The organism is Qipengyuania seohaensis, from assembly GCF_002795865.1.
In the GTDB taxonomy this organism is placed as follows: Bacteria; Pseudomonadota; Alphaproteobacteria; order Sphingomonadales; family Sphingomonadaceae; genus Qipengyuania; species Qipengyuania seohaensis.
This window is the reverse complement of the sequence record NZ_CP024920.1, coordinates 1,274,971-1,291,822: the sequence shown is the minus strand read 5'-3', so window position 1 is coordinate 1,291,822 and position 16,852 is coordinate 1,274,971. Positions and strand designations below refer to the sequence as shown.

Sequence of the window (16,852 nt, the reverse complement as noted above, 5' to 3'; positions counted from 1 at the left end):
CCGGAATTTACACCTGTCGGATCGCTGTCAGGCCTGACGCACCGCCGTCCGTTCCGGTCAGGCCGGCAAAAATCGTGTCGATGATAGCCGCGAGCTTATCTTCTGCCAGCCGTTCGTGGAGGATGATCAGCATGTCGGCCATCGTGTAGGGCATCAGCATCTGGTTGATCAGCGTGAGCGCCCGGTCGATCTGCAAGCCTTCGAAATAGCCTTCGGCCTGCGCTTGCGCGATCAGTTCACAAAGATAATGGTCGGCGAGATCGACGTAGGATCGTACTTGCTCGAACCGTCGCGCGCCGAGGTCGCAAAGCACGGCAAAGGCGGCAGGATCACGTTCGAACTCGGCACGGTTGCGCCGGAATCGCCGGACATAGAATTCATGGAATTTGCGGTTAATCGGCAGGTCGCTCTGAAGGACTGCCTCCATGATCTCCACATGGGGTTCGAACCACAGCTCGGTAACCGCGTCGAACAACTCGGCGTCGGTGGGAAAGATCGCTTCGACCCGCGCCCTGGAAACCCCTGCCTCGGCAGCCAGTTGCGCAATCGAAATTTCCGTACCGCGCCTTGCGGTCATCTCCATCGCCAACAAGGCGAGTTTATTGCGCTCCGAGGCTTTGTCGGACGACGACACGATCAGGACCACTCAACACTGCTCATGAATGCAGAGTAGGGACGTGCGTTGCCCTATTCCAGTGCGGAAATTGTATTTTTCCGTCTTCTCAACTGGCCGATTTGGGCGGCATGGGAATGAAGGCCGACGTGCGGCGCTTGTATTCCTCGTATCCGGGGCGCGAATGCTTCATGCCCTTTTCCAACAAGGCCGCTCCAGACCATTTGACGAGCGTGAACGTCAGGAACAGCGGGCCGACGATCGTCCAAAGTGCGATTTCCCAGCTGGCGCTGGCAGTTACCAGCCAGATGCCCCACCAGGCGCAGGCATCGCCGAAATAATTGGGATGGCGGGTATAGCGCCACAGCCCCCGATCCATGACCTCGCCCTTGTTGGCAGGATCGGATTTGAATTTCGCCAGCTGCCAGTCCCCGACCCACTCGAAGAAGATCCCGACGAGATAGATTGCCAATCCGATCCATGCGAGGCCTGCAATAGGGGCAGGTTCGCTGCTGGTGAGAATACCGAGCTGGGCCGGCGAGCAGACGATGAACAGCAAGATCGCCTGGCCTAGCCAGATCTTCGTGAGCGCGGCGATGGCAAAACGACCTTTCTCCCGGTCCTTGCGCAGCATCCGCTCGTAACGCTTGTCCTGGCCTTCTGCGCGCCATCGCCGGAAGAGGTAGATGCCGAGCCGCAATCCCCATGCCGCGACCATCACGAGAAGCAGGGTCGCAAGATCGCCGGGGTCGGCCAGCTGGAGCCAGCTGGTCAGCGCCATCAGGGCCATGCCAGCACCCCAGAACGCATCGATGAAAGAGACATCGTCGATCTGAACCGAAATGACCCACAGGATCAGTACAACGCCGATCAAAATGGCTGCGTTGGCCAGCAGTGCATCAAGCATTGATCTTCTCCTCCTCGATCAGGCGCAGGGCCTGAGCCTCCAATATCTTGTAGCGCTCGTAGTCGGGTCGCTTCGAACGCATGAAACGCGCGATTTCGAGCAGGGTTTCACCATAGCTCTCTGTCGGCACGATTGGGGGGCCGAAACCCAGCACCATGTCCTCGTTGCAAACCCAGGCTGGCACGATGGGGACGTTGGCGGCGCGCGCGATGTTGTAGAATCCCGATTTCCATTCGCCGTTCGAGCTACGCGTGCCTTCGGCTGCAATCACGAGCGCAAGATGGTCACGCTTTTCGAATTCTGCTGCGACCTGCTCGACGACATTGCTGCGCTTGGTGCGGTCGATGGGAATGCCGCCCATGTCGAACATGAAATTGCGCATCATGCCCTGGAACAGCGTATGCTTGCCCATGAAGTTGGGTTCGACGCCTTCTTCGGCGGTTGCGCCGACGAAGAACACGAAGTCCCAGTTCGACGTGTGCGGCGCCCCTGCGATGACGAACTTCTCGATATCCGGCAGGTGCCCGTCGAGCTTCCAGCCCTTGAAGCGGTATAGCGCCATGATGATCCGGCGCACGATGCGCGACAGGATCGAGCGCTTGCGGCTCGTTTTTTCCGACATGTTCTCTCCTGCGGCTCTGCCTAACAGATGTTTGTCGGATTGCGAGCTTACATCCTGAACACGCCGAACTGCGGCTTCTCGGGGATTGGCGCTTCCAGCGTTGCGGCGAAGGCAAGGCCGAGAACGTCGCGCGTCTGGGCGGGGTCGATCACGCCGTCGTCCCATAGCCGCGCTGTGGCGTAATAGGGATTGCCCTCGTCTTCGTATTTCTGGCGGATCGGGGCCTTGAATTCCTCGGCCTGCTCCTCGGTCCAGCTGTCGGCGTCGCGGTGGACGGTGGCGAGGACACTAGCGGCCTGTTCGCCGCCCATCACCGAAATGCGGGCATTGGGCCAGGTGAAGAGGAAGCGCGGGGAATAGGCGCGGCCGCACATGCCGTAATTGCCTGCACCGAAGCTGCCGCCGATCACGACGGTGACCTTGGGCACGGTCGCGGTGGCGACCGCGGTCACCAGTTTCGCGCCATGCTTGGCGATGCCCTCCGCCTCATACTTCCCGCCAACCATGAAGCCGGAGATGTTCTGCAGGAACAGCAGCGGGATGCGACGTTGCTGGGCAAGCTCGATGAAATGCGCGCCCTTCTGTGCGCTTTCGGAAAACAGCACGCCGTTGTTGGCGAGGATCGCCACCGGCATGCCCCAGATATGCGCGAAACCGCAGACGAGCGTGCTGCCGTAATGCGCCTTGAACTCGTGGAACTCGCTGCCGTCGACGAGGCGGGCGATCACTTCCTTCACATCATAGGGCGCACGCACATCGTCGGGGACGATGGCATAGAGATCCTCCGCATCGAACTTGGGCGCACGCGGTTCTTTGAGCTCGATATTCCTCGCCTCGGCGTAGTTGTCGCCAAGGTGGCTGACGATGTCGCGCACGATGGTGAGCGCGTGCTCGTCGTTCTCGGCAAGGTGGTCGACCACGCCCGATTTCTTCGCATGCAGATCGCCGCCGCCAAGGTCCTCTGCGCTGATTTCCTCGCCAGTCGCGGCCTTCACCAACGGCGGTCCGGCCAAGAAAATCGTACCCTGGTTCCGGACAATTACCGTCTCGTCCGACATCGCGGGCACGTAGGCTCCGCCCGCGGTGCAGCTGCCCATCACGCAGGCGATCTGCGGGATGCCGAGCGCGGACATATTGGCTTGGTTGAAGAAGATGCGCCCGAAATGGTCGCGGTCGGGGAAGACCTCGGCTTGGTGCGGCAGGTTCGCCCCGCCGCTGTCGACCAGATAGATGCAAGGCAGGCGGTTCTCCTGCGCAATCTCCTGCGCGCGCAGGTGCTTCTTCACCGTCATCGGGTAATAGGTGCCGCCCTTCACAGTGGCATCGTTGCACACGATCATGACCTGACGGCCCGACACGCGCCCGATCCCGGCGATCATCCCCGCGCCATTGATTGCGTCCTTACCGTACATGCCGTTGGCGGCGAGCTGGCCGATCTCGAGGAAGGGACTGCCCGGATCGAGAAGCCGCTCGACCCGCTCGCGCGGAAGCAGCTTGCCGCGCCCGACATGCCGCTCGCGGCTGCCTTCCGAGCCGCCGAGAGCCGCAGCTGCAACGGTGGAGCGCAGGTCCGCTGCGAGCGATTTGTTATGCTCGAACCGCGCCTTGGCGTCAGGCGCCTCGCGATCGAGCGTCGAGGTGAGAACGGGTGCGGTCATGTGTCGTGCCCTAGCGTTTCTTCACAAATTCGGCACGCAGGACGAGACCCTTGATGCCGGGATATTTGCAGTCGATTTCCTGGGGGTCGCCGGTCAGCCGGATGGACTTTATGAGTGTGCCTTGTTTCAGGGTCTGGCCGGCGCCCTTGACCTCGAGATCCTTGATCAGCGTGACCTGGTCGCCGTCCTCCAGCAAATTGCCGACCGCATCGCGAACTTCGACGCGATCTGCCGCGGCTTGCTTGGCGGCGAGTTCGGAAGCGGGCATCCATTCACCGCTTTCCTCGTCGTAGACGTAGTCTTCGTCGGCGCTCATCCTGCAGCTCCAATCAGCTCGCGCCCGATCAGCATGCGGCGGATCTCGTTTGTCCCCGCGCCGATGTCGAGCAGCTTGGCGTCGCGCATGTAGCGCTCCACCGGCCAGTCGAGCGTGTAGCCCGCCCCGCCCAGCGCCTGCACGCTTTCGGCGGCCACGCGGAAGGCGTTTTCCGAAGCCAGCAGGATTGCGCCAGCCGCGTCGAAGCGGGTGGTCTTGTTCGCATCGCAGCTCTTGGCCACCGCATAGGTGTAGGCGCGCGCCGATTGCAGCGCGACATACATGTCGGCGACCTTGGCCTGCATCAGTTGGAAGCTGCCGATGGGCTTGCCGAATTGCTTGCGTTCGCGAAGATAGGGGATGACCGTGTCGAGGCAGGCCTGCATCACGCCGAGCTGGAGGCCGGCGAGCACCACGCGCTCGTAATCGAGGCCGCTCATCAGCACGCCGACGCCGCCGTTTTCGGGGCCCATCACGTTTTCGTCCGGAACGAAGCAATCGTCGAACACCAGCTCTGCCGTGGGCGAGCCGCGCATGCCGACTTTCTCGATCTTCTGGCCTATCGAGAAACCTTCGAAGTCCTTTTCGATCAGGAAGGTCGTGATGCCGCGGCTGGCCGCTTCGGGGCTGGTCTTGGCATAGACCACGAGGGTGTCGGCGTAGGGCGCGTTGGTGATCCAGAACTTGGTGCCATTCAGCACATAACCGCCATCGACCCTTTCCGCCTTGGCACGCATCGAAACGACGTCCGAGCCGGCGCTCGCTTCGCTCATCGCAAGGCTGCCGACGTGTTCGCCGCTGATAAGCTTGGGCAGGTATTTCGCCTTCTGCTCTTCATTGCCCCAGCGTGCGATCTGGTTGACGCACAGGTTGGAGTGTGCACCATAGGACAGGCCCACGCTTGCACTGGCGCGGCTGACTTCCTCGACCGCGATCACATGTTCGAGATAGCCGAGGCCAAGGCCGCCATCCGCTTCGGGGACGGTGATCCCGTGAAGGCCGAGTTCGCCCATCGATGGCCACAGTTCCGCCTTGGGGAACCAGTCCTCACGATCCACCTTTTCGGCGAGGGGAGCGATCTGCTCGTCGGCGAAGCGACCCACGCTTTCGCGGATCATGTCAGCGCTCTCGCCAAGCTGGAAATCGAAATCGGGGGTGGCGCGCATGGTGTCTCCTGGTGGCCCCTAAAGGCTGTCTCTCTCTGGCCGGCGCGATAGCGAAGCTTTGTTGTCCGGGCAAACCCAAGTGGGTAAACTGATTGCGAACACGCCAAATTCTTGAAAACCAGACGGATAGCTTTAAACCAGCGACGCATGAAAAGGGACGATGCAATAGATTGGCCTCAGGGGAGGGGCCCGAACCCTGCGTTTTGCAGCGAGGACGAGCGCCTTACAGTCATGGCGTCGTTCGGCCTGGACGAGCTGATGAACGATCAGGAGTTGTCCCAAATCGTTCAATTCGCTGCAAAATTATGCGGCGCTCCAATTTCGCTGGTCAGCTTGGTCGAGGAGCAGCGGCAGCGTTTTCTCGCGCGTGCAGGCCTCACGACGACCGAGACTCCGAGGCCCACCAGTTTCTGCGCCCATGCGATGATGGAGCGCGAACCGATGGTCGTGCCCGACGCCCTGCTCGATCCGCGCTTCGAACGAAATCCACTCGTCACAGGTGAGCCCAAGATTCGCTTCTATGCCGGTGCGCCGCTCTTGTCTGCGGAAGGCGCGCCGCTTGGCTCGCTATGCATTATCGACACCGAACCGCGCCCCGGCGGGCTTACCGACTTGCAGCGCGAAGGCCTGGAAGTGCTCGCCGCATCGGTCATGCGGCGCCTCAATGCGCGGCGTGAATATCTCGCGGTGCAGGAACAGCTCGTTCGGGAAAGCATGCGCCTGCGAAAGATGGCGGAGCACATTCCGGTGCTGGCATGGGCCGCACGGCCCGACGGCTCGCTCGAATTCGGCAATTCCGCGCTCTACGAATATTTCGGCACGGAAGACCTTTCCGAAATCGATCTCAGCGACATGATCCATCCCTCCGACAGCGAAGGGGTGGAGCGGCTGCGCAAGAAATCCCGCGAAGAAGGCGGCCGATGGGATGCAGAAGCGCGTGTCCGCAGGGCGGACGGGGAATACCGCTGGATGGTCCTGAGGGCGTGGCCCATGCGCGACGCCAAGGGCGAGATCGAAACCTGGTTCGGCGCCGGTATCGACATCGACGAAACGCACAAGCTGTCGGAAAGCCGCGATCTGCTTGCGCGCGAGTTGTCGCACAGGATCAAGAATATTTTTGCCGTCGTTTCGGGGCTTATCGCCATGCATTCGCGCGGACAGCCGGAAGTGAAACCCTTCGTGGACAAGGTCGGTGCGGCCATTCGCTCGCTTGCCACCGCGCATGATTATGTGAGGCCGGATGATGGTCGCTCCAGCGACAATCTGGGCGGGCTCCTGAAGGGATTGCTCGAACCTTACGCCTCGCAGGATGGGGAGAGGATTCAGGTCACAGGCGACGAGGTCGGACTGGGTTCGCGCGCAGCTACCCCGCTGGCCCTGATTTTCCACGAGCTGGCTACCAATTCCGCGAAATATGGCGCCTTGGCGAACGGTAGCGGCACGGTGAAGATCGATGTTGTGGACGATTGCGACAGTGTCGAGAATGTGTGCATCAGCTGGCACGAGGACATGGAGGGGTTTACACCTCCTCCGCAGGATGAAGGGGAAGGGTTCGGATCGCGCCTCCTGCGCATGGCGATCGAGGGTCAGCTATCAGGTCAATTCACCCGCGAGTATTCGGCTGATGGACTGCGTGTCGAACTGGTGATCCCCAGAATCTCGATCACCCAATGACATCACCCGAGGGTCGCCAGATCGGACTGACCGCGATATGCCTGTGCGCATGACCCGAAATATAGCTTCGTTCGCCGCCCTGGCGCTCGCCCTGCCTGTTCTCGCCTGCGCTCCGCAGGAGGATGCCCCGGAAGAACCTGCCGCAGTCGCTCAGGAAGATGGCGTCCAAAAGGCTTCGGACGGCGCAGATGCCGCAGCGCCTTCACTTAGCGAATTCTCCGATACTGCTTGGCGCGTAATGGCGGAAGACGGGGCGCGCTACGTCACCTATATCGATGCCGACGGTACCTATCGCGACTTCCGCAATGGAGAGCCTTGGCAGCAGGGGAGCTGGAAGTTCGACCCTGCCGAGGAAAGCGGGGATGGTGTCGATTTGCTGTGCTTCATGCCCGATGCGGAAGACGGCAGCGAGAGGTGCTGGGAGCCGGGGCGGCTCCTTGATGACGAGTTGATCGTAACCTCTGGCGGAGGGCGCCGCGTGTCGCTCGAAAAGGTCACCTATGCCGCGCCCGAAGGGGCCGAAACCGAAGAGTGACGGAACCCGCCGGCTCTTACCTATCCTTCGACAACATTTCCCGGAGGTTCGGCGCGGTTACCGCGGTCGATGGCGTATCGCTCGACATTGCCAGGGGCGAGTTCGTCGCCCTTGTCGGCGCTTCCGGATCGGGCAAGTCGACGCTGCTGAAAATGGTCAATCGGCTGATAGAGCCGAGCGCGGGAAATGTACGCCTCGACGGGCGTGATGTAGACGAGATAGCGCTTCCGGCACTGCGCAGGCGGATCGGTTACGTGTTCCAGTCGATCGGCCTCTTCCCGCACATGGACGTCGGCCAGAATATCGCGATCGGGCCGCGTCTTTCCGGAACGACCCTGTCGCCCGACCGGATCGGCGAGTTGCTTTCGCTGGTCGAGTTGGAACCGGAAATGACAAGCCGGATGCCCGACGCATTGAGCGGCGGGCAGAGGCAGCGGGTCGGGGTTGCGCGGGCGCTGGCGAACGATCCCGAATTGCTGCTGATGGACGAGCCGTTCGGCGCGCTCGACCCGGTGACCCGCGACGCGCTGGGCGAACGCGTGCTGGCGCTCCACCGCGAATTCGGCCTCACCACGGTAATGGTCACGCACGACATGGCGGAGGCGCTGCTGCTGGCCGACCGTGTGCTGGTGATGGACGCCGGCAGGATCGTGGCGGACGAGACGCCGGCGGCACTGGTGGCGGGCGAAGGCGGAGAGGTCGCGCAGGCGCTTGTCGCCGTGCCCCGTCACCAAGCCGAGCGGCTGGCGGAGCTGTCACGATGAGCGGCCTGTGGGATGCAATCGCCGGACTTGGCGACCAATTGGCCGCGCATGTCCTCCTGTCGGCATCGGCGATAGCGCTCGGCATAATCGTGGCGTTGCCGCTGGCGGTATGGGCCAGCCGGTCCCCTGCCGTTTCGCGCGCGAGCCTCGCCTTCGCGAGTCTGGTACAAACCATTCCGGCGCTCGCCCTCCTGGCGCTGTTCTTCCCGATCCTGCTGAGCTTGCGCGCGGTATTCGGCGAAGGGCTGCCGACGCTCGGGTTCCTGCCGGCACTGCTGGCGCTGGCGCTTTATGCGCTGCTGCCGATCCTGCGCAATGCGGTGACGGCGCAGGCGAATCTCGACCCCGGCGTGATCGAGGCGGCTCATGGTGTCGGCATGACCTTTCGCCAGCGCCTGCTGCTGGTGGAGGCGCCGCTGTCCGCTCCCTTCATCATGGCCGGTATCCGCACTGCCGCGGTGTGGACTATCGGCGCTGCCACGCTTGCCACCACCATCGGGCAGAAGAGCCTGGGCGATCCGATCTTCGCCGGATTGCAGACACAGAACTGGGTGCTGGTTCTGGCAGGCTGTATCGCCAGCGCGGGCCTTGCGATCCTTGCCGACAGCCTGCTCGGCACGATCGAGCGCGGGTTTCGCGAACGCAGGCGCGGCCTGTGGCTCGGCGGTCTCGCGGCAGTGCTGCTGGGCGTCGGCGCGGCTTTCTTCGCGCAATTCGGCGGGAACGACGAGGATCGTGTCGTCATCGGCGCCAAGGGTTTTTCCGAGCAGTACATCCTCGCTCGCTTGATCGGGCAGCGGCTGGAAGCGGAAGGCCTCACGGTCGAATACCGCGACGGGCTCGGCTCGGCGGTTGCGCACAGCGCGGCGGCCAGCGGCGAGGTCGACGTCTATGTCGATTACACCGGCACCATCTGGACCAACCAGATGAAGCGTACCGAAAACCCCCCGCGCGATCAGATGTATCGCGAGATTGTCCGATGGGAGGAAGGGAACACCGGCATGGAAGTGCTCGGGCGGCTCGGTTTCGAGAATGCCTACGGTCTTGCCATGCAGCGCGAAGTCGCGATCTCCGGCGAGTTCAATTCGATTGCGGACGTGGCGCAGCGCGGACAGGGAATGGTGATCGGCGGCGATCCCGAATTTTTCGAGCGGCCTGAATGGATCGCGGTGCGCGATGCCTATGGCCTGCGCTTTGCCGGCCAGCGCAATTTTTCGCCCACCTTCATGTACAATGCGCTGAAGTCGGGCGAGGCTGATATTATCGGCGCCTATACTTCCGATGGAAGGATCGTGGCCGACAAGCTTGTCATCCTCGACGATCCGCGCGGCGCGTTTCCGAATTACGACGCGGTCCTGTTGCTCAGCCCGCAAGCCTCGCAGGACGAAGCGCTCAAGGCGGCGCTGCTACCACTGATCGATGCAATCGACGTCAATGCGATGCGCGAGGCGAATTATTCGGTCGATCGGCAGGAGGACAAGCTCAGTTTCGACGAGGCTGCGCGCCTGTTGGCAGAGCGCGCCGGGCTGTAAATCAGCGGGTGCGGGTCCAGACCTGCGTCTGGCAGAACGGCCCGATGCATCCCTTCACCTCAAGCCGGTTCGCGTCCTTGCGGCGCACGACCGAGCGATAGGTCTTGCCGCTTTTCGGATCGTATATCTCGCCGCGCCACAGGTCGCTGTCCTCGGTGAACTTGGTCAGCACGGGCATGCCCAGCAGCTTGCGGCTGCGCAGACGCGGTTCCTTGTTGTTGACGTCCCGCTGGTCGAGGCCCTGCGGCGGCGCGACGAGGAAGCGCGCGATTTTCCCGCATAGCGAACTGCCGCATTTGCCGATCTGGATGACGGCATCCTTCTCCGCCGTGACCCAGCGCCCTTCGATCGGCTGGGCGGCGAATAGCGGTGTGGCCGCTGCAATAGCGGCGATGGCAGCAAGACTCTTAAGCGGCAGGCGTTTCATGGGCAGTCCTTCCAGATTGCTCGACGCGAAAACCCTGCACAGGTTCCGATGAACCTCAGCCGAAGCCTGCGCCTTCGGGCCAATCGGGCGGGGTCATCGCGAAGACCTTGAACAGCTCGCCCATGGCGTCAGGCCCTGTCAGCCGCTCGAATGCTTGCGCGATCTGGGCTGCGCTTTCGGGCGCTTTTTCGACGAGTGCCTGTGCGCGTGCGCCCATGCCGAGCGCCGTGAGCCATGCGCCTTGCGTGGTGGAGCCATGCGTTACGCCCTGCGCCGAAGCGATCTCGGCCAGCACAGCGAAATCGACATGGGCGGTGAGGTCCATGTCGCCCGGCGCGTCGAACACGCCAACCTTGCGATGTGCCTTGATCGCCTGCAGCGTTTCGCCGGTCCTTGCGGCGAGATGCCCGTAGTCGATCAGCAGGGCGGCACCGCCTTGCCGGGTCAGGCGCTCGGCCAGCGCATCCGTCAGTGCGGCGGCAGCAGGGCACGTCTCGATCACCGTGCCGACGGGCTGGTCCTTCATCGCATCGGGCACGGCGTCGTCCATCGGGCTTGGTCCGGCGGCAAAGACGAATGCGTCCTCGTCCAGCGCGACCATGCGTTCGCGCCAGCCTTTCTCGGTCATGACCAACTGCCGGATCGGCAGCGCGTCGAGGAATTCGTTGCCGACCACCAGCAGCGGCAGGTCGTCAGGCAAGGTGTCGATAGTATCGTGGAACCTCGCCTCGCCAAGCGCGCCCACCTGCACCTCGCGCAGTGCTTCGGAGCCTTCGACGAGGTGGACCGCCGGTTTCAATCCCTGGCTCGCCATGGCGCGCAATGCGTCTGCGGCCAGCGTGCCCCGGCCCGGACCAAGCTCGACATAAGCGCATTCGGGCCTGCCCGCGCGCACCCACAGGTCGGTCAGCCACAGGCCGATCATCTCGCCGAACATCTGGCTGATCTCGGGCGCCGTGGTGAAATCGCCGGTCGCGCCCAGCGGATCGCGGCTGGTGTAATAGCGCGCGTTGCTTTCGCCCATGTAGCGCGACACGGGCATCGGCCCGTGCCGCTCAATAAGGCGCCTGAAGCTTTCGGCGAGGTCGGTGTCCTCGCGCTTGGCCGTCATGCCGTTTGCGCGGCGGGCGCCTTGGTCGTGCCGATCGGCTTCCTCGTGAAGGCGTAGATCATCACGGCAAGGCCCACGGCGATCATCGGCAGGCTCAGCCACTGGCCGCGCGACAGGCCGGTTTCGGCCACGACATAGGCAAGGTGCGCATCGGGTTCGCGGAAGAACTCGTTGACGAACCGGCCCACGCCCATACCGACCGTGAACAGGCCGACCAAGAGGCCGGGACGATAGCGCGCGCGGGTCAGCCAGAAGAGTGCGATCAGCACGACGCCGAGCAAGAGGCCTTCAAGACCGGCCTGGTAAAGCTGGCTCGGGTGGCGGGCGACATCGCCGCCGCCCGGGAAGACCATCGCCCAGGCGACGTCGCTTTCGACCGGGCGGCCGTAAAGCTCGCCATTGATGAAGTTGGCAATCCGGCCGAGCATGTAGGCGAGTGGCACGTTGACCGCGATGTAGTCGCACACGCGCAGCCAGTTGAGATTGCCGCGCCGCGCGACCCAGGTGATCGCCACCAGCACGCCGATCACGCCGCCGTGGAAGCTCATCCCGCCGCCCCACAGCTTGAACAGCTCGATGCTGGTCAGGAGGTCGGGTTTGTAGAACGCCGCATAGCCCAGCCTGCCGCCGAGGATCACGCCCAGCGTGCAATAGAAGAACAGGTCGTCGGCGTGGCGCTGCGCCATCGGGCTGCCGTGCGACTTGATCATCTTGGAAAGGTGCCAATAGCCGAGCAGGATGCCGAACAGGTAGGCGAGCGAATAATAGCGCAGCTGGAATCCGCCGATCTCGAACAGGTAGGGGCTCAGGCCCAAGTCCCTCCACTGGATGGCATCGGAAGCTGCCGCAGTGGCGGCCAATAGTGACAGCAAGGTTTTATCCCCTTAGAGACGTGTCGAAAGCCGCATGCGCGACCCGTTGCGGGGCGGCTTTTGGCATAGCAGGGGTTTTGGGGAAAGCCTGCGTCGCATCTCTATCCGCCCTTTGGGGAGGGTAGCGGCGATTCGCCATCGTGCGCGTGCATTTTGAGAGAGGACTAAAACACACCATGCCGACCGAACTCGACAAGGATATCCATCGTTTTACCGCCGCCGTGACCGCCCCGGGTCAGATGTTCGAAACGCATGACATCGAACGGCGCGGCGTGATGTTGCCCGCCTTCAAGAACGCGCCGCCCAGCCTCGCGCACTATTTCGCGCACTTCTGCAACGAGAAGAAGGACGAGCTTTTCCTCGTCGATGGGGATCTGAGGCTGACCTTCGGCGAAGTCTATGCCGCCGCGACTCACGTCGCGCATGGCCTTGCTACCAAGCATGGCGTGAAGAAGGGCGACCGCGTCGGGATCGCCGCGCGCAATTCCGCCAACTGGATGATCGCCTACATGGGCATCCTGATGTCGGGCGGCTGCGCCACGCTGCTCAACGGCTGGTGGACGGGCGAGGAAATGGCGTACGGAATCGACCTGTGCGATTGTTCGCTGGTCCTAGCCGACGCACAGCGTGCCGCGCGCTTCGAAGGCCAGGACATCAAGGCCAAGGTCATCGTCTTCGACCACGGCGTACCCGCCAAAGGGCTCGCCCCGATATGGGAAGCAGGCGACACGGCCATGACAATGCTGGGCGAAATCGGCCCGGAGGATCTTGCCACCATTCTTTATACCTCTGGTTCGACCGGTCATCCCAAGGGCGCCTATTCCGATCACCTCGGCGTGGTGTCGGGCGTGATGAATTACGTCGCGCAGACCGCGATGATCCTGCAGATCCTGACCGAACGGGGCGATGCGCCGACCGTCCAGCCCTCCGCGCTGGTCGCCGTGCCGCTGTTCCATGTCACCGGCGAAGTGCCGCTGTTCCTCCAGAGCTTCGCGCTCGGCCGCAAGCTGGTGCTGATGCCGAAATGGGATGCGCGCGAGGCGCTGCGCCTGCTCGACCAGGAAAAGGTCACCTATTTCGTCGGCGTTCCGCTGATGAGCTATGAAATGGCCACCCACCCGGAACGCGACCAGTTCGACCTGTCGAGCTGCAAGAGCTTCGCCGCCGGCGGCTCCGCACGTCCGCCCGAGCATGTGAAGAAGATCAAGGACGCCTTCCCCGAAGGCTTCCCGCTACTGGGCTACGGCCTCACCGAAACCAATGCGGTCGGCTGCGGCAACCTCAACGAAAACTACATGGAAAAGCCCGGCTCTACCGGCATGCCGTCGAAACCGCTGGTCGACATGGCCATCCTCGACGATGACGGCAACAAGCTGGAACAGGGCGCCGTGGGCGAGGTCTGCATCCGCTCGGTCGCGAACTTCCTCGGCTACTGGAAGAACGAGGATGCGACCGCTTCGGCATACACGGACGACGCCTATTTCCGCACCGGCGACCTCGGCTATCTCGATGCGGACGACTATCTCTTCATCGTCGACCGCAAGAAGGACATCATCATCCGCGGCGGCGAGAACATTTCCTGCATCGAGGTGGAAGAAGCGATCTACGCGCATGACGCGGTGGCAGAATGCAGCGTCTTCGGCGTACCCGACGAGCGCTTCGGCGAAATCCCGGCCGCGGTCTATTTCACGCATCCCGGCAAGGATCTGAGCCCGGAAGAGCTGCAGGGCTTCCTTGCCGAGCATATCGCCAAGTTCAAGGTGCCGCATTACGTCTTCCGTTCGGACGACCACCTGCCGCGCCTCGGCACGCAGAAGGTCGACAAGCGCACCGTCAAGTCGACCTTCGCCAAGGACCTCCTCGCCAGTTGAGCGAATTGCGAATCCCCGACCGGCGCGCGATTATCGATCGTAAGGCGCTCGCCTCTCGGATCGAGGCGCTGGCCGGGGAGCAGGGCGCCAAGGCGCGACCCCAGGTCGTTGGCGCGCTGAAAGAGGCTCTGGAAGCCGGTCGTTCCGAAATGGAGCGGCGGCTGGAATCACGCCCGTCCGACGGCCACGCCATCGCGGGCGGCTATTCCTTCCTCGTCGACCAGCTCGTGCGGATCATCCACGAGTACGTCACCCGCTATGTCTATCCCGCAGCCAACCGGTCCTCGGGCGAGCGGCTCGCGGTCATGGCGGTGGGGGGATACGGCCGCGCGGAAATGGCGCCGCATTCCGACGTCGACATCGCTTTCCTTGTGGGCGAGCGGCGCAATGCCTGGTGCGAGCAGGTGGTCGAAGCCATGCTCTACCTCCTGTGGGATCTCGGCCTGAAGGTGGGCCATTCCACCCGCACGCTGGACGAGGCGATCAGGCTGGCGAAGGACGATCTGACGATTCGCACCGCGCTGCTCGAAGGCCGCTATGTCTGGGGCGACCGTAACCTCTATTCCGAAGGCGAGCGGCGCTATACCGTCGAAGTGGTCAAAGGCAACGAACGCGCCTTCCTTTCGCAGAAGCTGCAGGAGCGCAACGCCCGCCACAAGCGCATGGGTGACAGCCGTTATGTCGTCGAACCCAATGTCAAGGACGGCAAGGGGGGGCTGCGCGATCTCCAGACGCTCTATTGGATCGGCAAGTTCATCCACCGCGTGCGCAGCGCGTCGGAACTGGTGGACAGCGGGCTGCTGACCCGCAACGAATACCGCACCTTCCGCCGCGCCGAGCGCTTCCTTCTTGCCGTGCGCTGCCACATGCACGCGATCACGGGCCGGGCGGAAGATCGCCTGACCTTCGACCTGCAGCGGCGCGTTGCGGAGCGGATGAATTTCGCCGACCGTCCGGGCAAGTCCGCGGTCGAGCGTTTCATGCAGTTCTATTTTCTCCAGGCGAAACACGTCGGCAGCCTGACCGGCGTGTTTTTGGCCCATATCGAGGACGACCTGGCCACCCGCGCAGCGCGCAGCGGATTCTTCGCCACCTTCCGGCAGAAGCCGCGCGAACTGAAGGGCTATCGCGTATTCGGCGGGCGCATCGCCGCGCCTTCGGACGACTATTTCCGCAAGGACCCGGTCCGCCTGATCGAGATTTTCCAGCTGGCCGAAGCCGAAGAGCTGGAAATCCACCCGGAAACCATGCGCCAGGCCGCGCGCGACGCTAAGCTGATCGATCATGTTGTGCGCGAGGACAAACGCGCCAACGCGCTGTTCCTGGACCTTTTGTCCGGACGCAACGATCCCGAGACGGTGCTGCGCTGGATGAACGAGGCCGGCGTCTTCGGCCGCTTCGTGCCCGATTTCGGCAAGGTCAACGCCCAGATGCAGTTCGACATGTATCATCACTATACTGTCGACGAGCACACGATCCGCGCGATCGGCTTGCTCAGCCAGATCGAGAAGGGCGAACTGAAACAGGACCATCCGCGCGCCACCCGCCTGATCCACAAGGTCGCTTCGCGCAGGGTCGCCTATGTCGCCGCGCTTCTCCACGATATCGCCAAGGGACGCGGAGGCGACCATTCGGTTCTCGGTGCGGAGGTGGCCCATGAATTGTGCCCCCGCTTCGGCCTCAGCGAGAGCGAGACCGAGCTGGTGGCCTGGCTGGTCCTGCACCACTTGCTGATGAGCCACACGGCGCAGAAGCGCGACCTGACCGATCCCAAGACGATCGAAGATTACGTCGGCGAGGTGCAGAGCATCGAGCGCCTCCGCCACCTCGCGATCCTGACCGCAGTCGATATCCGTGCGGTCGGTCCGGGGACCTGGAACAGCTGGAAAGGCCAGCTGCTCGGCGAATTGTACGATGCCGCATCCGAGCGTTTGCGGCTCGGTCACATGCGGCACGGACGCAAGGAAAAGGTCGCTGCCAAGAAGGCCGACGCGGCCGAAATGCTGGGCGAGAAGGGTCACCTAGTCGCCGAGCTGGGCGAAACGTTCGACGATTCCTACTGGATCGCCGAACCGCTCGATATCGTGGCGCTCAACCTCGTCCACTATGCGGCAGCGCGCGATCTGGACCACGCATTGTCGGTGCATTGCGAATTCTACGAGGCGCGCGGGGCCACGCTGGTCACGGTCATCGCGGCCGACCACCCCGGCCTGTTCTACCGGATTGCGGGCGGCATCCACCTTGCGGGCGGCAACATTATCGACGCGCGCATCCACACCACGCGCACCGGCTGGGCGCTGGACAACTTCCTGGTGCAGGATCCGCACGGTGCCCCGTTCCGTGAGGAGGGGCAGCTCGAGCGCCTCAAGACCTCCATCGCTGACGCGCTGGCAAACCGGGTCGACCTTGCACCGAAACTGGCGCAGCGCCCGTTGCCGCACAGCCGTTCCAAGGCATTCGATGTCAGCCCGCGCGTGCTGTTCGACAACAAGGCGTCGAACCGGTTCACGGTGATCGAGGTCAATGCGCGCGACCGGCCCGCATTGCTCAACCGGCTGGCCCGCGTGCTGTTCGAAAGCCGGCTCGTCGTCTACTCCGCGCACATCACCCATTACGGGGAGCGTGCCGTCGACACATTTTACGTGACCGACCTCACCGGCGGGAAGCTGGTCGAGGGAGAGCGGCAGAACCGTGTCGAAGCGCGGCTGGTCGAAGCGGCGGGTGATGCCATGCAGGCCCGGCTCGAGGACGCCTGAACAAATCGGGGAAAACTTGCGGTTGCGT

The 16,852-nt window shown here is 63.2% G+C and carries 15 protein-coding genes; 6 read left to right on the top strand and 9 right to left on the bottom strand.

The features are described 5' to 3' along the window. Positions 1 to 7: 7 nt before the first annotated feature. From CVE41_RS06315 to CVE41_RS06290, 6 genes are all read right to left on the bottom strand, one after another. Positions 8 to 577, bottom strand: coding sequence for a hypothetical protein (locus tag CVE41_RS06315; RefSeq protein ID WP_232725816.1), 570 nt, complete (start codon positions 575 to 577; stop codon positions 8 to 10). A gap of 145 nt (positions 578 to 722) precedes the next feature. Further along, positions 723 to 1,520: a DUF1295 domain-containing protein gene (locus CVE41_RS06310; protein WP_100259900.1), complete on the bottom strand. Its 798-nt coding sequence runs from the start codon at positions 1,518 to 1,520 to the stop codon at positions 723 to 725. Further along, entirely contained in the window at positions 1,513 to 2,142 is a 630-nt protein-coding gene (locus CVE41_RS06305; RefSeq protein ID WP_100259899.1) for a 1-acyl-sn-glycerol-3-phosphate acyltransferase, read from the bottom strand. Before CVE41_RS06305 ends, CVE41_RS06310 begins: the two co-directional genes overlap by 8 nt. A 47-nt stretch (positions 2,143 to 2,189) precedes the next feature. After that, entirely contained in the window at positions 2,190 to 3,800 is a 1,611-nt protein-coding gene (locus tag CVE41_RS06300) for a carboxyl transferase domain-containing protein (protein WP_100259898.1), read from the bottom strand. A gap of 10 nt (positions 3,801 to 3,810) precedes the next feature. After that, positions 3,811 to 4,116 carry an alkylphosphonate utilization protein gene (locus CVE41_RS06295; protein ID WP_100259897.1) on the bottom strand — a complete coding sequence of 102 codons (306 nt, stop codon included), beginning with the start codon at positions 4,114 to 4,116 and terminating at the stop codon, positions 3,811 to 3,813. Beyond that, positions 4,113 to 5,282, bottom strand: a complete 1,170-nt coding sequence (locus CVE41_RS06290; protein WP_100259896.1) for an isovaleryl-CoA dehydrogenase — start codon at positions 5,280 to 5,282, stop codon at positions 4,113 to 4,115. Before CVE41_RS06290 ends, CVE41_RS06295 begins: the two co-directional genes overlap by 4 nt. A 231-nt stretch (positions 5,283 to 5,513) precedes the next feature. Here CVE41_RS06290 and CVE41_RS06285 point away from each other — a divergent pair, with 231 nt between their 5' ends. The 4 genes from CVE41_RS06285 to CVE41_RS06270 are packed head-to-tail and all read left to right on the top strand — an operon-like array spanning position 5,514 to position 9,787. Further along, entirely contained in the window at positions 5,514 to 6,956 is a 1,443-nt protein-coding gene (locus tag CVE41_RS06285; RefSeq protein ID WP_232725815.1) for a GAF domain-containing protein, read from the top strand. A 49-nt stretch (positions 6,957 to 7,005) separates the two neighbouring features. Next, a complete protein-coding gene (locus CVE41_RS06280) occupies positions 7,006 to 7,491 on the top strand; it encodes a hypothetical protein (RefSeq protein ID WP_157799424.1) in 486 nt (161 codons plus the stop codon). After that, complete coding sequence (locus CVE41_RS06275; RefSeq protein WP_100259893.1) at positions 7,488 to 8,255, top strand: ATP-binding cassette domain-containing protein; 768 nt, start codon at positions 7,488 to 7,490, stop codon at positions 8,253 to 8,255. The genes CVE41_RS06280 and CVE41_RS06275 overlap by 4 nt, the downstream gene beginning before the upstream one ends. After that, entirely contained in the window at positions 8,252 to 9,787 is a 1,536-nt protein-coding gene (locus CVE41_RS06270) for an ABC transporter permease/substrate-binding protein (protein WP_100259892.1), read from the top strand. Before CVE41_RS06275 ends, CVE41_RS06270 begins: the two co-directional genes overlap by 4 nt. Before the next feature lies 1 nt (position 9,788). On the opposite strand, the gene CVE41_RS06265 is transcribed toward CVE41_RS06270, so the two are convergent. The 3 genes from CVE41_RS06265 to lgt are packed head-to-tail and all read right to left on the bottom strand — an operon-like array spanning position 9,789 to position 12,197. After that, positions 9,789 to 10,214 (bottom strand): DUF2147 domain-containing protein, encoded by a 426-nt coding sequence (locus tag CVE41_RS06265; RefSeq protein ID WP_100259891.1) that lies wholly within the window; start codon positions 10,212 to 10,214, stop codon positions 9,789 to 9,791. Positions 10,215 to 10,269: 55 nt separating this feature from the next. Continuing rightward, positions 10,270 to 11,325 (bottom strand): class I SAM-dependent methyltransferase, encoded by a 1,056-nt coding sequence (locus CVE41_RS06260; RefSeq protein WP_232725814.1) that lies wholly within the window; start codon positions 11,323 to 11,325, stop codon positions 10,270 to 10,272. Next, complete coding sequence (gene lgt / locus CVE41_RS06255) at positions 11,322 to 12,197, bottom strand: prolipoprotein diacylglyceryl transferase (protein WP_100259890.1); 876 nt, start codon at positions 12,195 to 12,197, stop codon at positions 11,322 to 11,324. Before lgt ends, CVE41_RS06260 begins: the two co-directional genes overlap by 4 nt. 176 nt (positions 12,198 to 12,373) lie before the next feature. Here lgt and CVE41_RS06250 point away from each other — a divergent pair, with 176 nt between their 5' ends. After that, complete coding sequence (locus CVE41_RS06250) at positions 12,374 to 14,068, top strand: class I adenylate-forming enzyme family protein (RefSeq protein WP_100259889.1); 1,695 nt, start codon at positions 12,374 to 12,376, stop codon at positions 14,066 to 14,068. After that, the gene (locus CVE41_RS06245) at positions 14,065 to 16,824 is read left to right on the top strand and encodes a [protein-PII] uridylyltransferase (RefSeq protein WP_100259888.1); all 2,760 of its coding nucleotides are present in this window, start codon (positions 14,065 to 14,067) and stop codon (positions 16,822 to 16,824) included. The genes CVE41_RS06250 and CVE41_RS06245 overlap by 4 nt, the downstream gene beginning before the upstream one ends. Positions 16,825 to 16,852: the final 28 nt, after the last annotated feature.